This window comes from Labrys sp. F242, from assembly GCF_057813875.1.
On the sequence record NZ_JBVASG010000001.1, the window covers coordinates 2,668,321 to 2,685,174 of the forward strand.

Annotated in this window: 14 protein-coding genes; 2 read left to right on the forward strand and 12 right to left on the reverse strand. The window is 63.6% G+C overall.

Features of this window, described 5'->3' with window-relative positions:
• Window positions 1-69: 69 nt before the first annotated feature.
• Complete coding sequence (locus ACZYTC_RS12505; RefSeq protein ID WP_488989706.1) at window positions 70-993, forward strand: 50S ribosomal protein L11 methyltransferase; 924 nt, start codon at window positions 70-72, stop codon at window positions 991-993.
• A gap of 140 nt (window positions 994-1,133) precedes the next feature.
• Window positions 1,134-2,945: an aminopeptidase P family protein gene (locus ACZYTC_RS12510; protein WP_454813402.1), complete on the forward strand. Its 1,812-nt coding sequence runs from the start codon at window positions 1,134-1,136 to the stop codon at window positions 2,943-2,945.
• Between the two features lie 72 nt (window positions 2,946-3,017).
• On the opposite strand, the gene ACZYTC_RS12515 is transcribed toward ACZYTC_RS12510, so the two are convergent.
• The 12 genes from ACZYTC_RS12515 to ACZYTC_RS12570 all read right to left on the reverse strand — a co-directional run bounded on the left by ACZYTC_RS12515 (window position 3,018) and on the right by ACZYTC_RS12570 (window position 16,794).
• Window positions 3,018-3,320 (reverse strand): AzlD family protein, encoded by a 303-nt coding sequence (locus ACZYTC_RS12515; protein WP_434955761.1) that lies wholly within the window; start codon window positions 3,318-3,320, stop codon window positions 3,018-3,020.
• Window positions 3,310-4,050, reverse strand: a complete 741-nt coding sequence (locus ACZYTC_RS12520) for an AzlC family ABC transporter permease (RefSeq protein WP_434955760.1) — start codon at window positions 4,048-4,050, stop codon at window positions 3,310-3,312. The genes ACZYTC_RS12515 and ACZYTC_RS12520 overlap by 11 nt, the downstream gene beginning before the upstream one ends.
• 119 nt (window positions 4,051-4,169) lie before the next feature.
• A complete protein-coding gene (locus ACZYTC_RS12525; protein ID WP_434955759.1) occupies window positions 4,170-5,027 on the reverse strand; it encodes a helix-turn-helix transcriptional regulator in 858 nt (285 codons plus the stop codon).
• Window positions 5,028-5,095: 68 nt separating this feature from the next.
• Window positions 5,096-5,575 (reverse strand): DUF3828 domain-containing protein, encoded by a 480-nt coding sequence (locus tag ACZYTC_RS12530; protein ID WP_488989707.1) that lies wholly within the window; start codon window positions 5,573-5,575, stop codon window positions 5,096-5,098.
• Window positions 5,568-7,706, reverse strand: coding sequence for an NAD-dependent DNA ligase LigA (gene ligA, locus ACZYTC_RS12535; RefSeq protein ID WP_454813399.1), 2,139 nt, complete (start codon window positions 7,704-7,706; stop codon window positions 5,568-5,570). Before ligA ends, ACZYTC_RS12530 begins: the two co-directional genes overlap by 8 nt.
• Window positions 7,707-7,812: 106 nt before the next feature.
• Window positions 7,813-8,376, reverse strand: coding sequence for an REP-associated tyrosine transposase (locus ACZYTC_RS12540; protein ID WP_488989708.1), 564 nt, complete (start codon window positions 8,374-8,376; stop codon window positions 7,813-7,815).
• A 68-nt stretch (window positions 8,377-8,444) separates the two neighbouring features.
• On the reverse strand, window positions 8,445-10,139 hold the full coding sequence (gene recN, locus ACZYTC_RS12545) for a DNA repair protein RecN (protein ID WP_441773989.1): 1,695 nt from the start codon (window positions 10,137-10,139) through the stop codon (window positions 8,445-8,447).
• Window positions 10,140-10,256: 117 nt separating this feature from the next.
• Window positions 10,257-11,123, reverse strand: a complete 867-nt coding sequence (locus tag ACZYTC_RS12550; RefSeq protein WP_434955754.1) for an outer membrane protein assembly factor BamD — start codon at window positions 11,121-11,123, stop codon at window positions 10,257-10,259.
• 263 nt (window positions 11,124-11,386) lie between these two features.
• Entirely contained in the window at window positions 11,387-12,346 is a 960-nt protein-coding gene (gene lpxC / locus ACZYTC_RS12555) for a UDP-3-O-acyl-N-acetylglucosamine deacetylase (protein ID WP_434955753.1), read from the reverse strand.
• A 326-nt stretch (window positions 12,347-12,672) separates the two neighbouring features.
• Complete coding sequence (gene ftsZ / locus ACZYTC_RS12560; protein ID WP_441773990.1) at window positions 12,673-14,337, reverse strand: cell division protein FtsZ; 1,665 nt, start codon at window positions 14,335-14,337, stop codon at window positions 12,673-12,675.
• A gap of 238 nt (window positions 14,338-14,575) precedes the next feature.
• Window positions 14,576-15,901: a cell division protein FtsA gene (ftsA, locus tag ACZYTC_RS12565; protein WP_434955751.1), complete on the reverse strand. Its 1,326-nt coding sequence runs from the start codon at window positions 15,899-15,901 to the stop codon at window positions 14,576-14,578.
• The gene (locus ACZYTC_RS12570; protein WP_441773991.1) at window positions 15,898-16,794 is read right to left on the reverse strand and encodes a cell division protein FtsQ/DivIB; all 897 of its coding nucleotides are present in this window, start codon (window positions 16,792-16,794) and stop codon (window positions 15,898-15,900) included. Before ACZYTC_RS12570 ends, ftsA begins: the two co-directional genes overlap by 4 nt.
• Between the last annotated feature and the right edge of the window lie 60 nt (window positions 16,795-16,854).

Sequence of the window (16,854 nt, forward strand, 5' to 3'; positions counted from 1 at the left end):
GCAGGAAACAACATCGCGTTAATCGCGATTTCCGTTGCCCTTCGGCGATCGGCGCGATAGCCAAGCGACATGCTCGAAGGTCTTCATCCCAACAATCCCACTCATGTCGCGCGTATCGTCACCGACGAGATGCGCGCCCGTCGCATCGCCGACCTGCTCGGCGAGGCCTTCGATCCCACGGAAACGGCGATTGCCGCCTTCGAGAGGGAAGACGGCACGGCCAAGCCCCCCTGGCTGGTCGAGGTCTATTTCCGTACCGAGCCGGACGAAGCTTCCGTAAGGGACCTGATCGCGCTGGCGGCCGGCCCTGACATGGAGGTGATCTTCGACGCGTTCGGCGACAAGGACTGGGTCGCCGCCTCCCTCGAGGGCCTCGCGCCAATCAATGCAGGCCGCTTCACCGTCCATGGCAGCCACGATCGGCAGCACGTGCCTGGAAACACCATCGGCATCGAGATCGAAGCGGCCCTGGCCTTCGGCACCGGTCATCACGGCACCACGCGGGGCTGTCTCCTCGCTTTGGACGATCTCCTCAAGCGCAAGCGCCCGAGCCGGCCGCTCGATATCGGCACCGGCACCGGCGTGCTCGCCATCGCGGCTGCGCGCGCCCTGCGCCTGCGCGTACTGGCTTCCGACATCGATCCGGTTGCCATCGCCACCGCGCGCAACAATATCCGCTTCAACAAGGCCGGAGCCTATGTGGAGAGTTTCGTGGCGCGCGGCACCACCGCACGCGCCATGCAGACCAACAAGCCGTTCGATCTGGTCTTCGCCAACATCCTCATGGGCCCGCTGGTCCGCCTGGCGGCACCGATGAGCCGCCTCCTGGCGCCCGGCGCCACAGTGATCCTCTCGGGTTTGCTCCACTCCCATGCCAATGCCGCACTGGCGGCATATCGCGCCCAAGGGCTGCATCTCATCCGCCAGATCAAGATCGACGAATGGACAACGCTGGTGCTGTCGTATGGCGGTGGCAAGCCAAAGAAGCTGTGAGCAAGCAAAACCATTCCCTTCTTCCCTTGCGGGAGAAGGTGGCGGCCGCCGGATGAGAGGTGTTGGCGCCAAGTCTGCAAGGGCGCGTCTCTCCCTCATCCGCCTGCCGGAGAAGGCAATTATATTTCAAGGGTGATCAAATGGCTTTTCAGTCCTTCGACGAAATTTCCCAGCCCAGCCTCGGCCCATCCCGCGCGGCAGCGTTACGCGGCAAGCTCGCCGCCTCGGGCCTCGACGGCTTCGTGGTTCCTCGCTCCGACGAGCATCAGAACGAATATTGCCCGCCCTCGGAAGAACGCCTCGCCTGGCTCACCGGCTTTGCGGGATCCGCCGGCATCGCCATCGTCCTGAAGGACCAGGCTTCGATTTTCGTCGATGGGCGTTACACCGTACAGGTGCGCGAGCAGGTGGACACTTCGACATACACGCCGCGCCATCTCATCGAAGAGCCGCCGGAAAAATGGCTGGGCGCCGTGCTCAAGCCTGGCATGAAACTCGGCTATGATCCGCATCTTCAATCGATGAACGAGGTCGAACGTCTTCGCACCGCCTGCGAGAAGGCGGGCGCAAGTCTCGTTGCTGTCACGGAAAACCCGGTCGACGCCATCTGGACGGATCGTCCTGCCCCGCCCCTCGCCCAGATCATCCTGCATGACGTCGCTCTGGCTGGCGAGAGCGTTTCCTCCAAGGTCGAACGCCTGCAGGCCAAATTGCGCGAGCAGAAGATCGACGCCGTCTTCACCAACGATGCCCATGCCTCCGCTTGGCTCTTCAACATCCGCGGCGGCGACGTCTCCCACACGCCCCTGCCCCTCTCCTACGCGCTGGTGCCCGCGGAGGGACAGCCGACCTTGTTCGCCGATGGCCGCAAATTTTCCAACGCGGTGCGGGACGATCTCGCCCAGCATATGGCGATCGCCGAGCCGCGCCAGATAGAGGCCGTGCTCGCTGGAAGCGTGAAGGGCAAGACGGTGCGGCTCGACCCAGGCATGGTGGTCGAGCATTTCGCCACCTTGGTCGAGCAGGCCGGCGGCAAGGTGCAGAAGGGCGGCGATCCCGTGGCCCTCCTGCGTGCCGTCAAGAATGAGGCCGAGCGGGCCGGCGCCAGGGCCGCCCATATTCGCGACGGCGTCGCCTTCGTGAACTTCCTCGCCTGGTTCGAGCAGGCCGTGCCTGCCGGCAAGGAAACCGAGATCTCGGTGGCCGAGGCCCTGGAGCGCTTCCGCGAAGGCACCGGCGTCTTGAAGGACCTCTCCTTCCCCTCGATCTCCTCGGCCGGGCCGAACGCCGCTTTGCCACATTATCGCGTCAGCCACGCCAGCAACCGCCCGGTGACGCCTGGCTTCTTCCTGATCGACTCAGGCGCGCAATATGTCGACGGCACCACCGACATCACTCGCACCATCGCGGTAGGCGAGGTCTCGCCCGAGATGAAGGACCGCTATACCCGCGTGCTCAAGGGCCACATCGCCATCTCCCTGGCGCGCTTCCCCAAGGGCGCCTCGGGCGCCCAGCTCGACAGCTTCGCCCGCGCCGCGCTCTGGGAGATCGGTACCGATTTCGACCATGGCACCGGCCATGGCGTCGGCTCCTATCTCTCCGTGCATGAAGGGCCGCAGCGCATCTCCAAGCTCGGCACCACGCCGCTGGAACCCGGCATGATCCTGTCCAACGAGCCGGGCTATTACCGGGTCGGCGCCTTCGGTGTGCGCATCGAGAACCTCGTCCTGGTCGAAGAGATCGAGATCAAGGGCGCCGAGCGCACCATGTACGGCTTCGAGACGCTCACCCTCGCGCCCATCGACACCAGGCCGATCGAATCGTCCCTGCTCACCCAAAGAGAGATCGACTGGCTCAACGCCTACCATGTCCAGGTGCGCGAGACGCTCGCCCCTCTGCTCGACGAGCCGGAGCGCCAGTGGCTGGAGCAGGTTACGCAGGCGATCGGTTAATCGGGGCGCTAGCCTTCGGGTCAACCTTGCGACGCTTAAGCGTTAACGAAGAAGCGGGTCTGAAGACCCTCCTCACCCCATGGCCATCCTCAACAGCACCACGCTGACCACGCCGACCGCGATGGTGACGAGCAGGGGCATGCGGGTGGCGGAGACAGCGGTGATGCCGGCGGCGATGGTTTCGGCCGGCCCGGTCGCCAGGGCGACCGGGGCGATCACGGAAACCAGCACGGCTGCCGGGATGGCATCGAAGGCGGCCTTGGTGCGGCCCGCCAGAGCGAGGCGGCCGCCCAGGAAGATGCCGGCGATGCGGGTGGCGTAGGTCACCAAGGCCATGGTGAGGATGGCCGCGACCGTATGGGGATCAAACGACATCGATGGCCTCCTTGGTGTCGAGCTTGCTATGGCCGGGAGGCCCGGCCAGGAAGCCGGGATGGCCCGTCAGGAAGGCAGCCAGAATGCCCGCCAGGGCGCCCGCGGGCACATGCCAGGGTGCCCCGATCTTCAAATAGACCAGCGCCGCCACCACGGCGCTGGTGAGGATGGTCGCCGCCGAGCTGCGCCCTTCCCAAAAGCCTGCGATCAGCCCGATGAACAGGGCCGTAAAGGCGAAATCGGCGCCGTAGCGGGCAGGATCGCCCAGAAGCTGGCCGACGAGCCCGCCCGCCGAGCTCCACAGCGCCCAATTGAGATAGAAGAACACCGACATGGCGAAATAATAGGTCGGCGTCAGCTCGGCCCTAGCGGCCCGGCGCTCCGACATCGCCCAGTTCTCGTCGGCCATCATGAAGAAGCCGAGAAAACGCTGGGCGGGCGAGAACAGCGCCGTCTTGGGTGTCAGCGAGGCCCCCATCAGGATATGGCGGCAATTGATCAGCAGGGTGCCGAAGGCCAAGGTCAGGATGGAAACCGGCTGCACCCATTGTTCGAGGGCAGCGAATTGCGCACTGCCGGCAAAGACGGTTGTCGACATCAGCGCGATCTCGGCCGGCGACAGGCCCTTGGAGACAGCGATGGCGCCGAACAGGAAGCCGATCGGAATCGCCGCCAGGGCGGGCGGAGCGATATCGATCAGCGCGGAACGGATTTCGGAACGGGCGGACAAGGGACAACTCCTGATGGAGCGCCCTGATTAAGCACAACGCAATCGCCAGTCTTGGACAAAAGTTGCATCGGGAGTGTCAGCCTCGGGCTGACGTTTGTCGGCCGGAGGCTGACACTCCATCACCCGCGAAAAGCCCCCGGCGTCACACCCATGCGCGCCTTGAACACTCGGTTGAGATGGCTCTGATCGTAGAAGCCGCAGGCAGCAGCCACTTCGGCCGGCCCTTCGCCTGCCGCCAGCAGGCGGCGGGCCGCCCGGTAGCGCCGGTCGGTGAGATAGGCATGCGGCGTGGTCCCCATCGCCTTGCGGAAGGAGCGCACCAGATGGCTGCGATTGAGGCCGGCCACAGCGGCAAGCTCGTCGAGGCCGACATCGCGCTCGAAATGCTGGTCCAGATAGGCGCGCGCCTTGGCAAGCGGCCCGCTCTCGTCACCGAGTTTGATCGGCTCGCCATGTCCGCCCCAACGCCCGAGCAAGGCCGAAAAGAAGCGGCCGAGCCTGGCGTCCCGTTCGAGCAGGGTTACGGCGGGATCGCTGAGTGCAATCTGCAGCTCCACCAGGTCAGCCGCCAGAGCAGGATCCTCGATCACCGAGCGATCGAACCAAGGTGTGCCGGCGGTCGAACGGCCGAAGGTGTCCTCGGCAATTGAGCGCATCAGATCGACGGTGGGGTAGAGTACGCGGTAGACGAAGCCCTCGCCCGCCGGCTCGCCGTCATGCAATTCATCGGGGCAGACCATCGCGAAACTTCCCGGCGAGGCATAATGCCTGACACCGCGATGCGAGAATGCCTCGCAACCATCGAGCACGGCGGCGATGGCATAGGTCTCATGGGTATGGGGCACATAGCGGTGCCGGCGGAAGATCGCGCTCAGGCATTCCAATCCATCATAGCGCTGCTCGCGCCAGAACCGAACGGCATCGCCCCGTTCGGCGGCATCCCCAAGTGTGGTGAAGGCAGTGGATTCCGACGGCATCGCCACAAGATAATGACTTTGTCGGCAAATTGCTTGGATGAAAGTTGCGTCCGCCGTAGCGGCCGCCTTTATTTCAAGGACAGCATCTGACGAAGGGACCAAGCCTCCTCAGTACTGCCCTTCTTCGAGATGTTGAAAACACGCCACTGCTCGTTTTCCTTCACCAAGTCGTAGACGAGTTCGTCGCGTTTGGGATCACCGCGATTGAAACTCACGCCCACCTGGGCCCGGTCACCCTGCAGCGAAGCAGGCTCGATCTTCAAATCCTTGATCATCGGATCCTGTGAATCGCTCACCGGATCGAAATCGAGCGCTCCCACCTCGCCCGACTTGGTGGATTCGTCGATATCCTTCTTCACTGCGGCGGCCAGGTCCTTGCTGAGATATTTGGCACGCAGCTTGACATCGCCGATGATGTCGATGCCCTTCGTCTCGGGCGTCTTTCCCGAATAGATCTGCTTCACTATCGCCTCGGGCGAGGTTTCGGCCGCCAGGACTGGCACCGCCAGCCCCGATGCCAGCAGAAGGCCGAGGCAAAGTCTACGCATCCTGGTCATTCGTCGTGTTCCCCGCTCCATTCACGAGCTCGAACCATTCATCCTCATTGATGACCTTGACGCCGTGCTTTTGCGCATCCGCCAGTTTCGAACCGGCGCCGGGGCCGGCTACCACGAGATCGGTCTTCTTGGAGACGGAGCCCGAGACCTTCGCGCCCAGCCGGTCGGCCATGGCCTTGGCCTCGTCACGGCTCATGCGCTCCAGCGCCCCGGTGAACACCACCGTCTTGCCGGCGACAGGGCTCTCGGAGCGGGGCTTTTCAGCATCGAGGATGCGGATCTCCGCCGTCAGCCGTCCGAGGATGGCAAGGTTGTGGCTCTCGGCGAAATAGGCGCCGATGGCCTCCACCACGGTTTCGCCGATCTGGTCGATTGCATCCATCTCCGCACCGGCCTCCTCGTCCTTGGCGGCGATGCGCAGCGCCGCCTGCTCGAAGGCCTGCCAGGAACCATAGGCGCGGGCGAGCTGGCGGGCCGTGGTCTCACCGACATGGCGGATGCCGAGCGCATAGAGGAAACGCTCCAGCGCGATCTCGCGGCGGGCATCGATGGCCGCGAACAGGTTCTTGGTGGAGGTCGCGCCAAAACCCTCTCGATCCTTCAGCTTCTTCAGATTCTGGCCGTCACGGACTGCCAAAGTGAAGATGTCGCCGGGCTCGCGGATAGGCAAATCGTCATTCTCGAAGAAGAAAGCGATCTGCTTTTCGCCCAGCCCCTCGATGTCGAAGGCGCGGCGGGACACGAAGTGCCTAAGATGCTCGATCTTCTGGAAAGGACAGGCGAATTCGCCCGAGCAGCGCCGCACGGCCCCCTCCCCGCCCGTCACCGTTTCCTCGCGCACGACGGGGGTCTTCAGCGAACAAGGGCAGGTTTCAGGGAAGACATAGGGAACGGCGTCCGCCGGGCGCTTCTCGATCACGGCCCCCAGGATCTGCGGGATGACGTCGCCGGCCCGCTGCACGATCACGGTATCGCCGATACGCACATCCTTGCGGGCGATCTCGTCCTCATTGTGCAGGGTGGCATTGGAGACGACCACGCCGCCGACGGTAACCGGCTGGAGCTTCGCCACCGGCGTCAAAGCTCCGGTGCGTCCCACCTGGATCTCGATGCCCTGCAGCAGCGTGGTTGCCTTCTCGGCCGGGAACTTATGCGCCGTCGCCCAGCGCGGCGAGCGCGAGACGAAGCCGAGCCGCTGCTGCAGATCGAGCCGATCGACCTTGTAGACCACGCCATCGATGTCATAGCCCAAGGTGGCGCGCTGGGCCTCGATCATCCGGTAGTGGACAAGCAGGTCAGCCGCACCGTGGCAGCGTACCATCAAGGGGTTCACGGCAAAGCCCCAGTCGGCGAAAGCCCTCACCACCTCGAATTGCGTGGTGGCCGGAAGGGCGCTCACCTCGCCCCAGGCATAGGCGAAGAAGCGCAGGGGGCGGCTGGCGGTGATGGCGGCGTCGAGCTGGCGCAGCGAGCCGGCCGCCGCGTTGCGCGGATTGGCGAACAGGGGCTTTCCGAGAGCCGCCTGCCTCTCATTCATGGCATTGAAATCTGCGTGGCTCATATAGACTTCGCCGCGCACCTCGAAAGTCTCGGGGACATTGCCCTTGAGCACGTTGGGAATGTCGCCGATGGTGCGGACATTGGCAGTGACGTCCTCGCCTTCGGCACCATCGCCCCGCGTGGCGGCCACCACCAGCCTGCCCTTCTCATAGCGCAGCGAGCAGGACAGGCCATCGATCTTGGGTTCAGCGGTTACAACCACATCATCGCTCTCGCCAAGGCCCAGGAAGCGGCGGATGCGAGCCACGAACTCCTCGACATCCTCATCGGAGAAGCTGTTGGATAAAGAGAGCATCGGCACGCGGTGCCTTACCTTGGCGAATTTCTCCGACGGCGCCGCGCCGACTCTGTCGGACAGGCTCTCGGCCGATTTGAGCTCGGGGAAAAGCTCCTCGATCGCCGTGTAGCGCCGACGCAGGGCGTCGTAATCGGCATCGCTGAGAATCGGCGCATCGTTCTGGAAATAGGCCTTGTCGGCCTCGATCAACCGCGCCGCGAGCGCCTCATAATCAGTGCGGGCCTCGGCGAGCGAGAGGTCGGAGACGGATTTGGAAGTGTTCATGGCAGGCCAACCGATGCATTGCTTTGCTGTGGCTTAACACAACCATTCCAATCGGGGCAGAGGGACGGAGCGGGTTGCGCGTCGGTGGGCCGATCTCCAGATCGGCCTATTCGCCCGACCGAAAACGCGCACTTGACCATTTCCAGTCGATCGGATGACGGCAAAGTCCCGCTTTCACGGGATTGCGCTCGATATAGTCGATAGTTCGCCCGAATTGCTCCTCGTTTCGCATGAAGCGGTCGAAATAGTCGCGCTGCCAAAAGGCTCCGTCTCTCTGAAGTACGCGGTTCGCTCTTAGGGCTGTGTATTTCTTCCAGGATCGGATGATATCGCCGAGCCGATGTCCCTCAATAGTCTCGAATAGGCAATGCACGTGATTGGGCATGACACACCATGCCCACAAACGATAGCGCTCCTGATCGAAGGCAAACAAGGCCTGTTGCACGAGGTACGCAATCTGGGACATCCCTAACCAACATGCACCAAGACCCCTATCTAGTTCCCGTTCGATCTGTCGCCGATTGAGCTCCATTCGATCGATCGGATTGGCGAAATTCGTGGGAAGGCTGTCCACCAATCGAAATGTAACGAACTGCGTTGCCTCTGGTGAATCGAAATGAGGCAAGGAATGGGGCTGATACCAACCTAGATGTGGCTTCGTCTCGACCACGCATTCCGAGCCTAACCCGTGCCGATCTGGAGATCGGCACACCGAAATGCGACTGACGGCCTTGAAGACTATCGCGGCTGTATCGACCGGACGGCGCCACCTCCACTCGCCAACAGCCGATCCGCCGCAGCCCGTGCTTCATCCGTCACATGAGCGCCAGCGAGCATGCGGGCGATCTCCTCGCGCCGCTTGTCGGTGTCCAGGGGAGAGACGCGGGTGGCGACCCTGTCCTTGCCTTCGGCCTCCTTGGCGATCAGGAAATGGGTGGAGGCGCGCGCCGCCACCTGAGGGGCATGGGTGACGTTGATGACCTGCACTTTGCCCGCCAGCCGCGCCAGACGCTGGCCGATGGCATCGGCGACGGCCCCGCCCACACCGGAATCGATCTCGTCGAACACCAAGGTCGGCGCCGAACCGCGATCGGCCAGCGCCACCTTCAGGGCCAGCATGAAGCGCGAGAGCTCGCCCCCCGACGCCACCTTCATCATCGGACCCGGGCGGGTGCCCGGGTTGGTCTGCACCCAGAACTCGACCCTGTCGAAACCATCGGGAGAAGCCAGGGTCTTGTCGCTCTCGACCGAGGTGGTGAACTTCGCCCTATCGAGCTTCAGAGGTGGTAATTCACCGTTGACAGCGGCGTCGAGCTGGCCTGCGGTGGCTCGGCGCTTGTCCGAGAGCACCGCGGCCTCAGCCTCATAGGCGAGACGGGCGGCACGATCGGCCTGCTCCAGGGTCTGGAGCTGCCCCTCCCCCTCGTCCAGGGCAGCGAGATCGGCCGTATAACGCTCGGCCAACGCCGGCAGATCCTCGACGGAGACGTCATATTTGCGGCTGGCGGCGCGCAGAGCGAACAGGCGTTCTTCCAGCCGTTCCAGCTCGGCCGGATCGAAATCGGCTTCATCCAATGCCGTCTGCAGCGCGATGCGGGCCTCTTCCAAGGCGTTGAGCGCCTGGTCCAGCGAGGCGATGGCCGGCTCGACCAGGCGTGGCGCCTGGGTCCCGCGTCGCTCGAGACGCCGGATGATGGCCGCCAGCGACGGCGTGGGAGAGCCATTGCCGCCAACCCCGTCATAGGCCTCCTTGAGGTCGACGGCGATCTTCTCGGCCTGCATCATATGGGTGCGGCGCTCGGCCAAGGCCTCTTCCTCGCCAGGCTGGACGTCGAGCTTGCCGAGTTCGTCGACCGAATGGCGCAGCCAGTCGCCCTCCGCCCGTGCCTTTTCCAGCCGGGCCCTGTGCTGTGCCAGCGACTGCGTCGCCTTGCGCCAGGCCGCATGCTTACCAGCCACATTGGCCGCCAGATCCTCCAACCCTCCGAAGGCATCGAGCAGGGCGCGGTGGGAAGCGGGATCAGTCAGAGCCCGGTCGTCATGTTGGCCGTGGATCTCAACCAGGGCAGCCCCCGTGGCACGCAGCACCTGCACGCTCACCGGTTGGTCGTTGATGAAAGCGCGGGTACGGCCATCAGCCATCTGCACACGGCGCAGGATCAGATCGCCGTCATCCGGGATATCGTTCGCCTTCAGCACAGCGCGGGCGGCATGATCGACCGAAACATCGAAAACCGCGCTGACCTGGCCCTGGCCGGTGCCGTGCCGCACCAGAGAGCCATCTCCCCGGCCACCGAGTGCCAAGGCAAAGGCATCGAGCAGGATCGATTTGCCGGCCCCAGTCTCGCCGGTCAGCACGGACAGGCCCGAGATGAATTCGAGGTCGAGCCGGTCGATCAGGACGATATCGCGAATGGCCAGTTGAACGAGCATGACAGCCTCTATACCGGGCTTGCGCCTGCGCCGCATGACAAAACATGAGGCTGCTCACAAGCAAAGGGCCGATCTTGCGACCGGCCCTTTACGAATTCGACAGTCGTTGCCAGCGCCTTAGAGCGTGATCGCGCTGCGGAACGTCCGGCTCAGCCAGGAATCGGTGTCTTCGCGCGGTTCCAGGCCATGCGACTTCACCAGCGTATAGGCATCCTTGTACCACTGGCTGTTGGGATAGTTGTGGCCGAGGATGGCGGCGGCGGTCTGCGCCTCGCTGGAAAGGCCCAAGGCCATATAGCATTCCGTCAGACGGCTCAGCGCTTCCTCGATCTGGCGGGTCTGAGCATAGTCCTTGACCACAGCCTTGTAACGGTTGACCGCAGCGGTATAGTTCTGCTGCTTCTGGTAGAAACGACCGATCTCCATTTCCTTGCCAGCGAGCTGGTCGCGTACGACCTGGATCTTGAATTTGGCGTCGGCGACATATTCCGACTTGGGATAGTCGGTGACGACCTTCTGGAAGCCGGCTAGCGCCTGACTGGCCCGATCCTGGTCGCGTGTGATGTCGGGGATCTGCTTATACTGGGAGTTGGCCCAGATATAGGTCATATAGGCCGCATCCTTGTCGGTCGGCCACAAGGTCACGTAGCGGCGCGACGAGGTGATGGCATCGTCGTAATTGCCCGACGTATAATTCGAATAAGCCATCATCAGAATGGCTTTCTTCTGCCATTCGGTCTGCGGATATTGCTTGTCGAGCGACTCGAAACGCTTCGAGGCTTTCGAATAGTCGCCCGCCTTCATGGCGACCAGACCCTGATTGTAGAGAAGATCCGGCGGATCGGTCGCCTGGGTCTTGTAACCCGGATCGTCATCCCAGAAACCGCAGGCGGCCAGCGGCGACGCCATCAGCGCAATGGCGACGGCGCGAACCGCGAGCCGCGTCGCGACAGTGCGGGAAGACGAGAGGGAACGCAGCGGCATCACTCAGACCTCTACTTCGACTAGTACTGGCATTGTCGCGCGCTTCCGGCAGATGAAACCATCCATCAGTTTCGCACCACAACGTTAAGACTTCGTGGTTCGACAAATCACGACCACCACCGGCCCGTCCTTATGGATAGGCCGCTATGCCGGCAGCAATTCCGGGGTCCTTGTAGCCGATTGTCCGGCCAAGCGCCACCGCCTCCGCAAAATTGTACAATGCTTTGCGGTGACGCTGTCAAGCGAGGCAAAAGCCTTCGCGCTCAATTGGTATCAGGCGCGAAGGCCGCAGCGGCCAGGCCGCTGGAGAGCTCGGCATGGCCGCTCTCGCGGCGTACCGGTGCATCGACCATGGTCCAGGCGCTGTCATCGGCGAACAGAGCCTGAAGCATCATGTAGTTCACGCGATGCCCACCGCAATAGGAACGGAACTGGCCAATCAGCGGAGCGCCGGCGAGTGCCAGATCGCCCACGGCATCGAGCATTTTGTGACGCACGAACTCATCGGCATAGCGAAGGCCTTCCGGATTGAGGATGCGATCCTCGCTCAGGGCAACCGAGTTCTCCAGAGACGAGCCGAGCGCCAGTCCCCGCTCCCACAGCTGCTCGACATCCTTGACGAAGCCGAAGGTACGGGCCCGCGACAATTCACGACGGAAATTGTCGGGCGTCAGGTCGAGCACACGGCGCTGGCGGCCGATCAGGGGCGTCTCGAAATCGATCTCGACGTCCATGCGGAAGCCCGCATTGCCGGACTTGTCCGACGGCGTCAGCTCGGCCCAGGCGCGTCCCATCTCGACGCGCACAGGCTTGAGAACCTTGATCTGGCGGCGGCGCGAACGCAGCGTGGCAATGCCGACCTGGTCGATCGCCGCGATGAAGGGAGCGGACGAGCCGTCCATCACTGGTACTTCAGCGCCGTCGACTTCCACGGTGACGTTGTCGATGCCGAGCCCACGCAGGGCAGCCATCAGATGCTCGATGGTCGCCACCGACGCCCGCGTGGTGTCGCCGATGACGGTGCACAGGCGCGTATCGATGACATTGCCGTAATGAGCAAGGATCTCCCGTTCGCGCCCATTATCCAGATGGGTGCGCAGGAAGATGATGCCGCTGTCGGCCTCGCTCGGATGCAAGGTGAGGGAGACGGGCTTGCCAGAATGGACACCGATCCCTTCGAGGGATACCCGGTCATTCAAAGTCGTCTGGAAACCAGATTTCATGTGCTTATTCCACAAGCCGTCCGCCAGGGTGGCGGTACCCAACCGAAACTAGACCGGCCTGCTTTCTGTTTGACCTTTTGATCCTATCATTCCCTGCCACGAGGACAGGGACTCGGACCTTTCTTCGAAAATACGTAAAGCAAAAACCAAAGGTTTAGCCAAATCACGCTTTCTTACGGTCTGTAACACAAGCTCGCCAAGTTCCGGCTGGAGAGCCTAGTTTTAAAATCCTTAATCATTTCAAAAAATTACGGCCCGGGTGATGCACCCGGGCCGTGATTGATCCGTGCTATGGTTACGATTCCGTCACGAAGACAAAACCGGCCTCAATTCGTATGGCGGCGCAGGAAGGCCGGAATCTCGAGCTGGTCGTCCTCGATCGAACGGGACTGCTGGGGTGCCGGACGCGGCGCCGGGGGACGGCGCTGGGCCTCGGGCGGACGTGGCGGCGCAGGGCGCGGCTCGGGCTGGCGGGCGACAGGCGCCGGCTCGTGTTCGACCTCATCCGCCTCGGGACGGCCGAGGCCGACGGCGGCCAAGCGCTGGAGCAGCGTCATACGCTTCTTGTCACCGCCCTGGGGTGCCTCGGGACCACGCTGCGCGGCAATCTGGGCCTGCGCCGGCATCGGCAGGTCCTCGATGCGCGGCATGCGCGGCGGGCGGACGACAGCCCGCTCCGGTGCCGGCGGCACGAAATGCTCTGGCTCGGGATGGTGCTCGGGAGCACGCGGCGCTTCCTCGACCACCGGCTCACGGAACAGGGTCGGCTTGGGCGCCAGCGGGCGCAGAGTCACGTCATTGGCGGCAGCCACCGGCTCGACCGGGGCGGCCGGCGCAGGCTGGGCGATCTCCTGCTGGATCGGGGCTGTTTCAGCGGCCATCGGTGCCGGAGCCGCCGACGCGGTATTGCGCGGAGCGGCAACGCGGGCAGCCTGCACGGCCTGGGCGGCAGCCTGCTCACGCACGCGCTGCGTCATTTCCGCCAGGCGAATGTCGTCTTTGGAGGGCGAAGCCTGAGGAAGGATGGCCGAGTCGATACCGGTGGCGACCACCGAGACACGCATCGTGCCTTCCAGCGACGGATCCTGGGTGGCGCCCAGAATGATGTTGGCTTCCGGATCGACCTCTTCGCGAATGCGGGTCGCGGCCTCGTCGAGCTCGTAGAGCATCATGTCGGGGCCGCCGGTGATCGAGATCAGCAGGCCGCGAGCACCCTTCATCGAGACGTCGTCGAGCAGCGGATTGGCGATCGCGGCCTCGGCGGCCAGGATGGCACGGCGCTCGCCGGAGGCTTCGCCGGTGCCCATCATCGCCTTGCCCATCTCGCGCATCACGGCGCGCACGTCGGCAAAGTCGAGATTGATCAAGCCGGGCTTGACCATGAGATCGGTGATGGAGGCAACACCCGAATAGAGCACCTGGTCGGCCATGGCGAAGGCGTCGGCGAAGGTGGTCTTGTCGTTGGCGACGCGGAACAGGTTCTGGTTCGGGATGACGATGAGCGTATCGACGCTCTTCTGGAGCTCGGCGATGCCGGACTCGGCCAGGCGCATGCGGCGCAGGCCCTCGAAATGGAAGGGCTTGGTGACGACGCCGACGGTCAGGATGCCGACCTCGCGGGCCACGCGGGCGATCACCGGAGCGGCGCCCGTACCCGTACCACCGCCCATGCCGGCGGTGACGAAAACCATGTGGACGCCATTGAGATGATCGCGGATCTCGTCGATCACCTCCTCGGCAGCGGCTCGACCAACCTCAGGCTGAGAACCTGCGCCGAGGCCCTCGGTGACCTGAATACCCATCTGCACGATGCGATCGGCCTTCGAAAGGGTCAGCGCCTGCGCATCCGTATTGGCGACGACGAAGTCGACGCCTTCCAATCCGGCCTCGATCATGTTGTTGACGGCGTTGCCGCCAGCCCCACCAACGCCGAACACGGTGATACGCGGCTTCAACTCCCGGATATCCGGCATTTTGAGGTTGATCGTCATGGTTCGCCTCTTTTGCAAGACGCGTCGCCGCGCCCCTTAATTGACCTTCATCAAGGCCTTACGACCCCTTCCTGCTCTTTGAATCAGAAAGTTACTGATTTGCGAAGCAGGCATTTGTGTAATCCGGCTAAATTCGACCGGAAAAATTAGTCAAAATGGCCTTGAAAAACCGACCATTCTTCATGTCTCAACGTTACTTTTCGATTCGAAACTCGATTTCCCTTTTGCAAATCGAAGTTTAGAAGCTGTGTTTCAACCAACGCCCTACCCGACCAAAATAACCGTCTGTTCCGGTAGCTTGCGCCCGTGTCCGAACCTGCGGTTCGAAATGCTCGACTCCGGCGATCTGCGGATAGACCAGGAGGCCAGCTGCCGTAGCGAAAGGTGGCCCCTTGGCCGCTTCGGGCATGCCGGCAATGCCAAGAGGGCGCCCGATGCGGACCTGCCGGTCCAAAATCTTGCGCGCCAGTTCCACCGTGCCCGTCAATTGGCAGGCGCCACCCGTCAGCACGACGCGGCGCCCCGCTTCGGCCCAGGCGCCTGAACCGCGCAGGCGGTCGCGCACCATTTCGAGGATTTCCTCGATGCGCGGCCTGATGATGCGGACCAGACGCGAACGCGGCACGTGATGAATGCCATCGCCCTGGTCATCCCCGACGGGTGGCACGGCGATGGTCTCGCGGTCATCCGAGGGGCTGGCGATGGTAGCGCCGTAGAGAACCTTCAGGCGTTCCGCCTCCGACAGCTTGGTCGACAGGCCGCGCGCCACGTCGGTGGTGACATGCGCCCCACCCACCGGCAGGCTATCGGCATGCACGAAGGCACGGTTGGCGAAGACGGCGACGGACGTGGTGCCGGCCCCCATGTCGATCAGGGTCACCCCCATCTCTGTCTCGTCATCGACGAGAGCCGACAGGCCAGCCGCATAGGGCGTGGCGACCATCGCCTCGACATGGAGATGGCAACGCTCGATGGCGAGCATCAAATTCTTGGCCGGCGTGGACTCGGCCGTCACCACATGCATGTCGACGCCGAGTTGACGTCCGAGCATGCCTCTGGGGTCGGAGATGCCACCGACGCCGTCCAGCATATGGCCGATCGGCAGCGAATGCAGCACGGCGCGTCCGTCGCGCACGGAATGGCTGGCGCCAGCATCGAGAACGCGGTGAATGTCGAGATCGCAGACCTGATGGCCACCGACCTCGACCGTAGCCGAATAGTGCTCGCTCGCCACCCGCCCGCAGGAAATGTTGACGATCACCGAATCTACCCGCACGCCGGCCATGCGCTCGGCGGCATCGACGGCGTGGCGGATCGCCTGCTCGGCGGCTTCCATGTCGACGACGGCGCCGGACTTCAGCCCGCGTGAGCGTTGATGGCCGATACCCAGGATCTGGGCCTGATGGCTACGGCCAGGCAGGAGATCGGCCCCTTCGAGCGGACGCAGCCGCGCGATCAGGCAAACGATCTTGTTGGTGCCGACGTCGAGCACCGACATCACCGTGGTGCGGCGCGGCGCCAAGGGCTTGAGCTTGGGGGTCAGGCCATTCTCGAAGGGGCTCATGCGCGGCCCCCCTTTGCCTTTTTCTTGGACAGCGCGTCGGCCCGGGCAGCCGCGGCCTGCTCACTCAAACGAAAGGTAGCGCGATCGGGCATACGCATGTCGACTGCCAGAATATCCTTTTCCAAAACCTTGCCCTTCCGCTCAAGGCCAGCCAGAGCCTTCAGGGCCTGTTCCGGGTTGTCCTCGGGAAGGCGAACGACCACGCCATTGTCGAGCGTGAGATTCCAGCGACGCTGGGAGACGAGGGTGGCTCCCCTTACCCGCCCGCTCAGTTCGGGCGTGGCGGCGACCGCCGCGACGATCTCGCTGGCCCGCTTGTCGGCCCCCTCGCCCACCACCAGAGGCAGATCGGCAAAACGGGCCTCGACGTGGCTCTCGATCACGACGCCATCTTCGGCGATCACGTTGACCGAGCCGTCACGCTGCCACAGGGCATAGGGCGCGCGCTCCTCGATGGTAACCGAGAGCGTGGAGGGAAATAGCTTGCGAACCTGAGCCGATTTCACCAGAGGCAGCTTCTCCAACCCTTCGCGTGCCGCTTCGGCATCGAGAAACAGCAAGGAGGAGGTGTTGGTGACCCCGGCGGCGGCAAAGATCCTCTGATCCGTCAGCTCGCGCTGGCCGGTGACGGCGACGGTCTCGACCCGGAAGCCGAAGAGATTGGCCGCCATGTCGAGCGGCGCGCCATATTGGACCTTCATCTGCGGCCAGACCGGTCCGGTCTGGGCGCCATAGACGATGGTTCCCGCCAGAAAGGCGGTCGACAGCATGAGCCCCAGCCCTCGCGGGGGCTTTGCCAGCAGACGCTGCAGCCGCGACGAGCGCTGATCCACGAACGTCCTGGTCGTGAATCCGGCTTGGCGCAGGGAGGACAGATTGAAAAAACGCAGCATATGCTCGAAGCCAACGCTCTTGAGGAACCATCCGTTAGGGCGGTCTTTTGAAGGGCGATC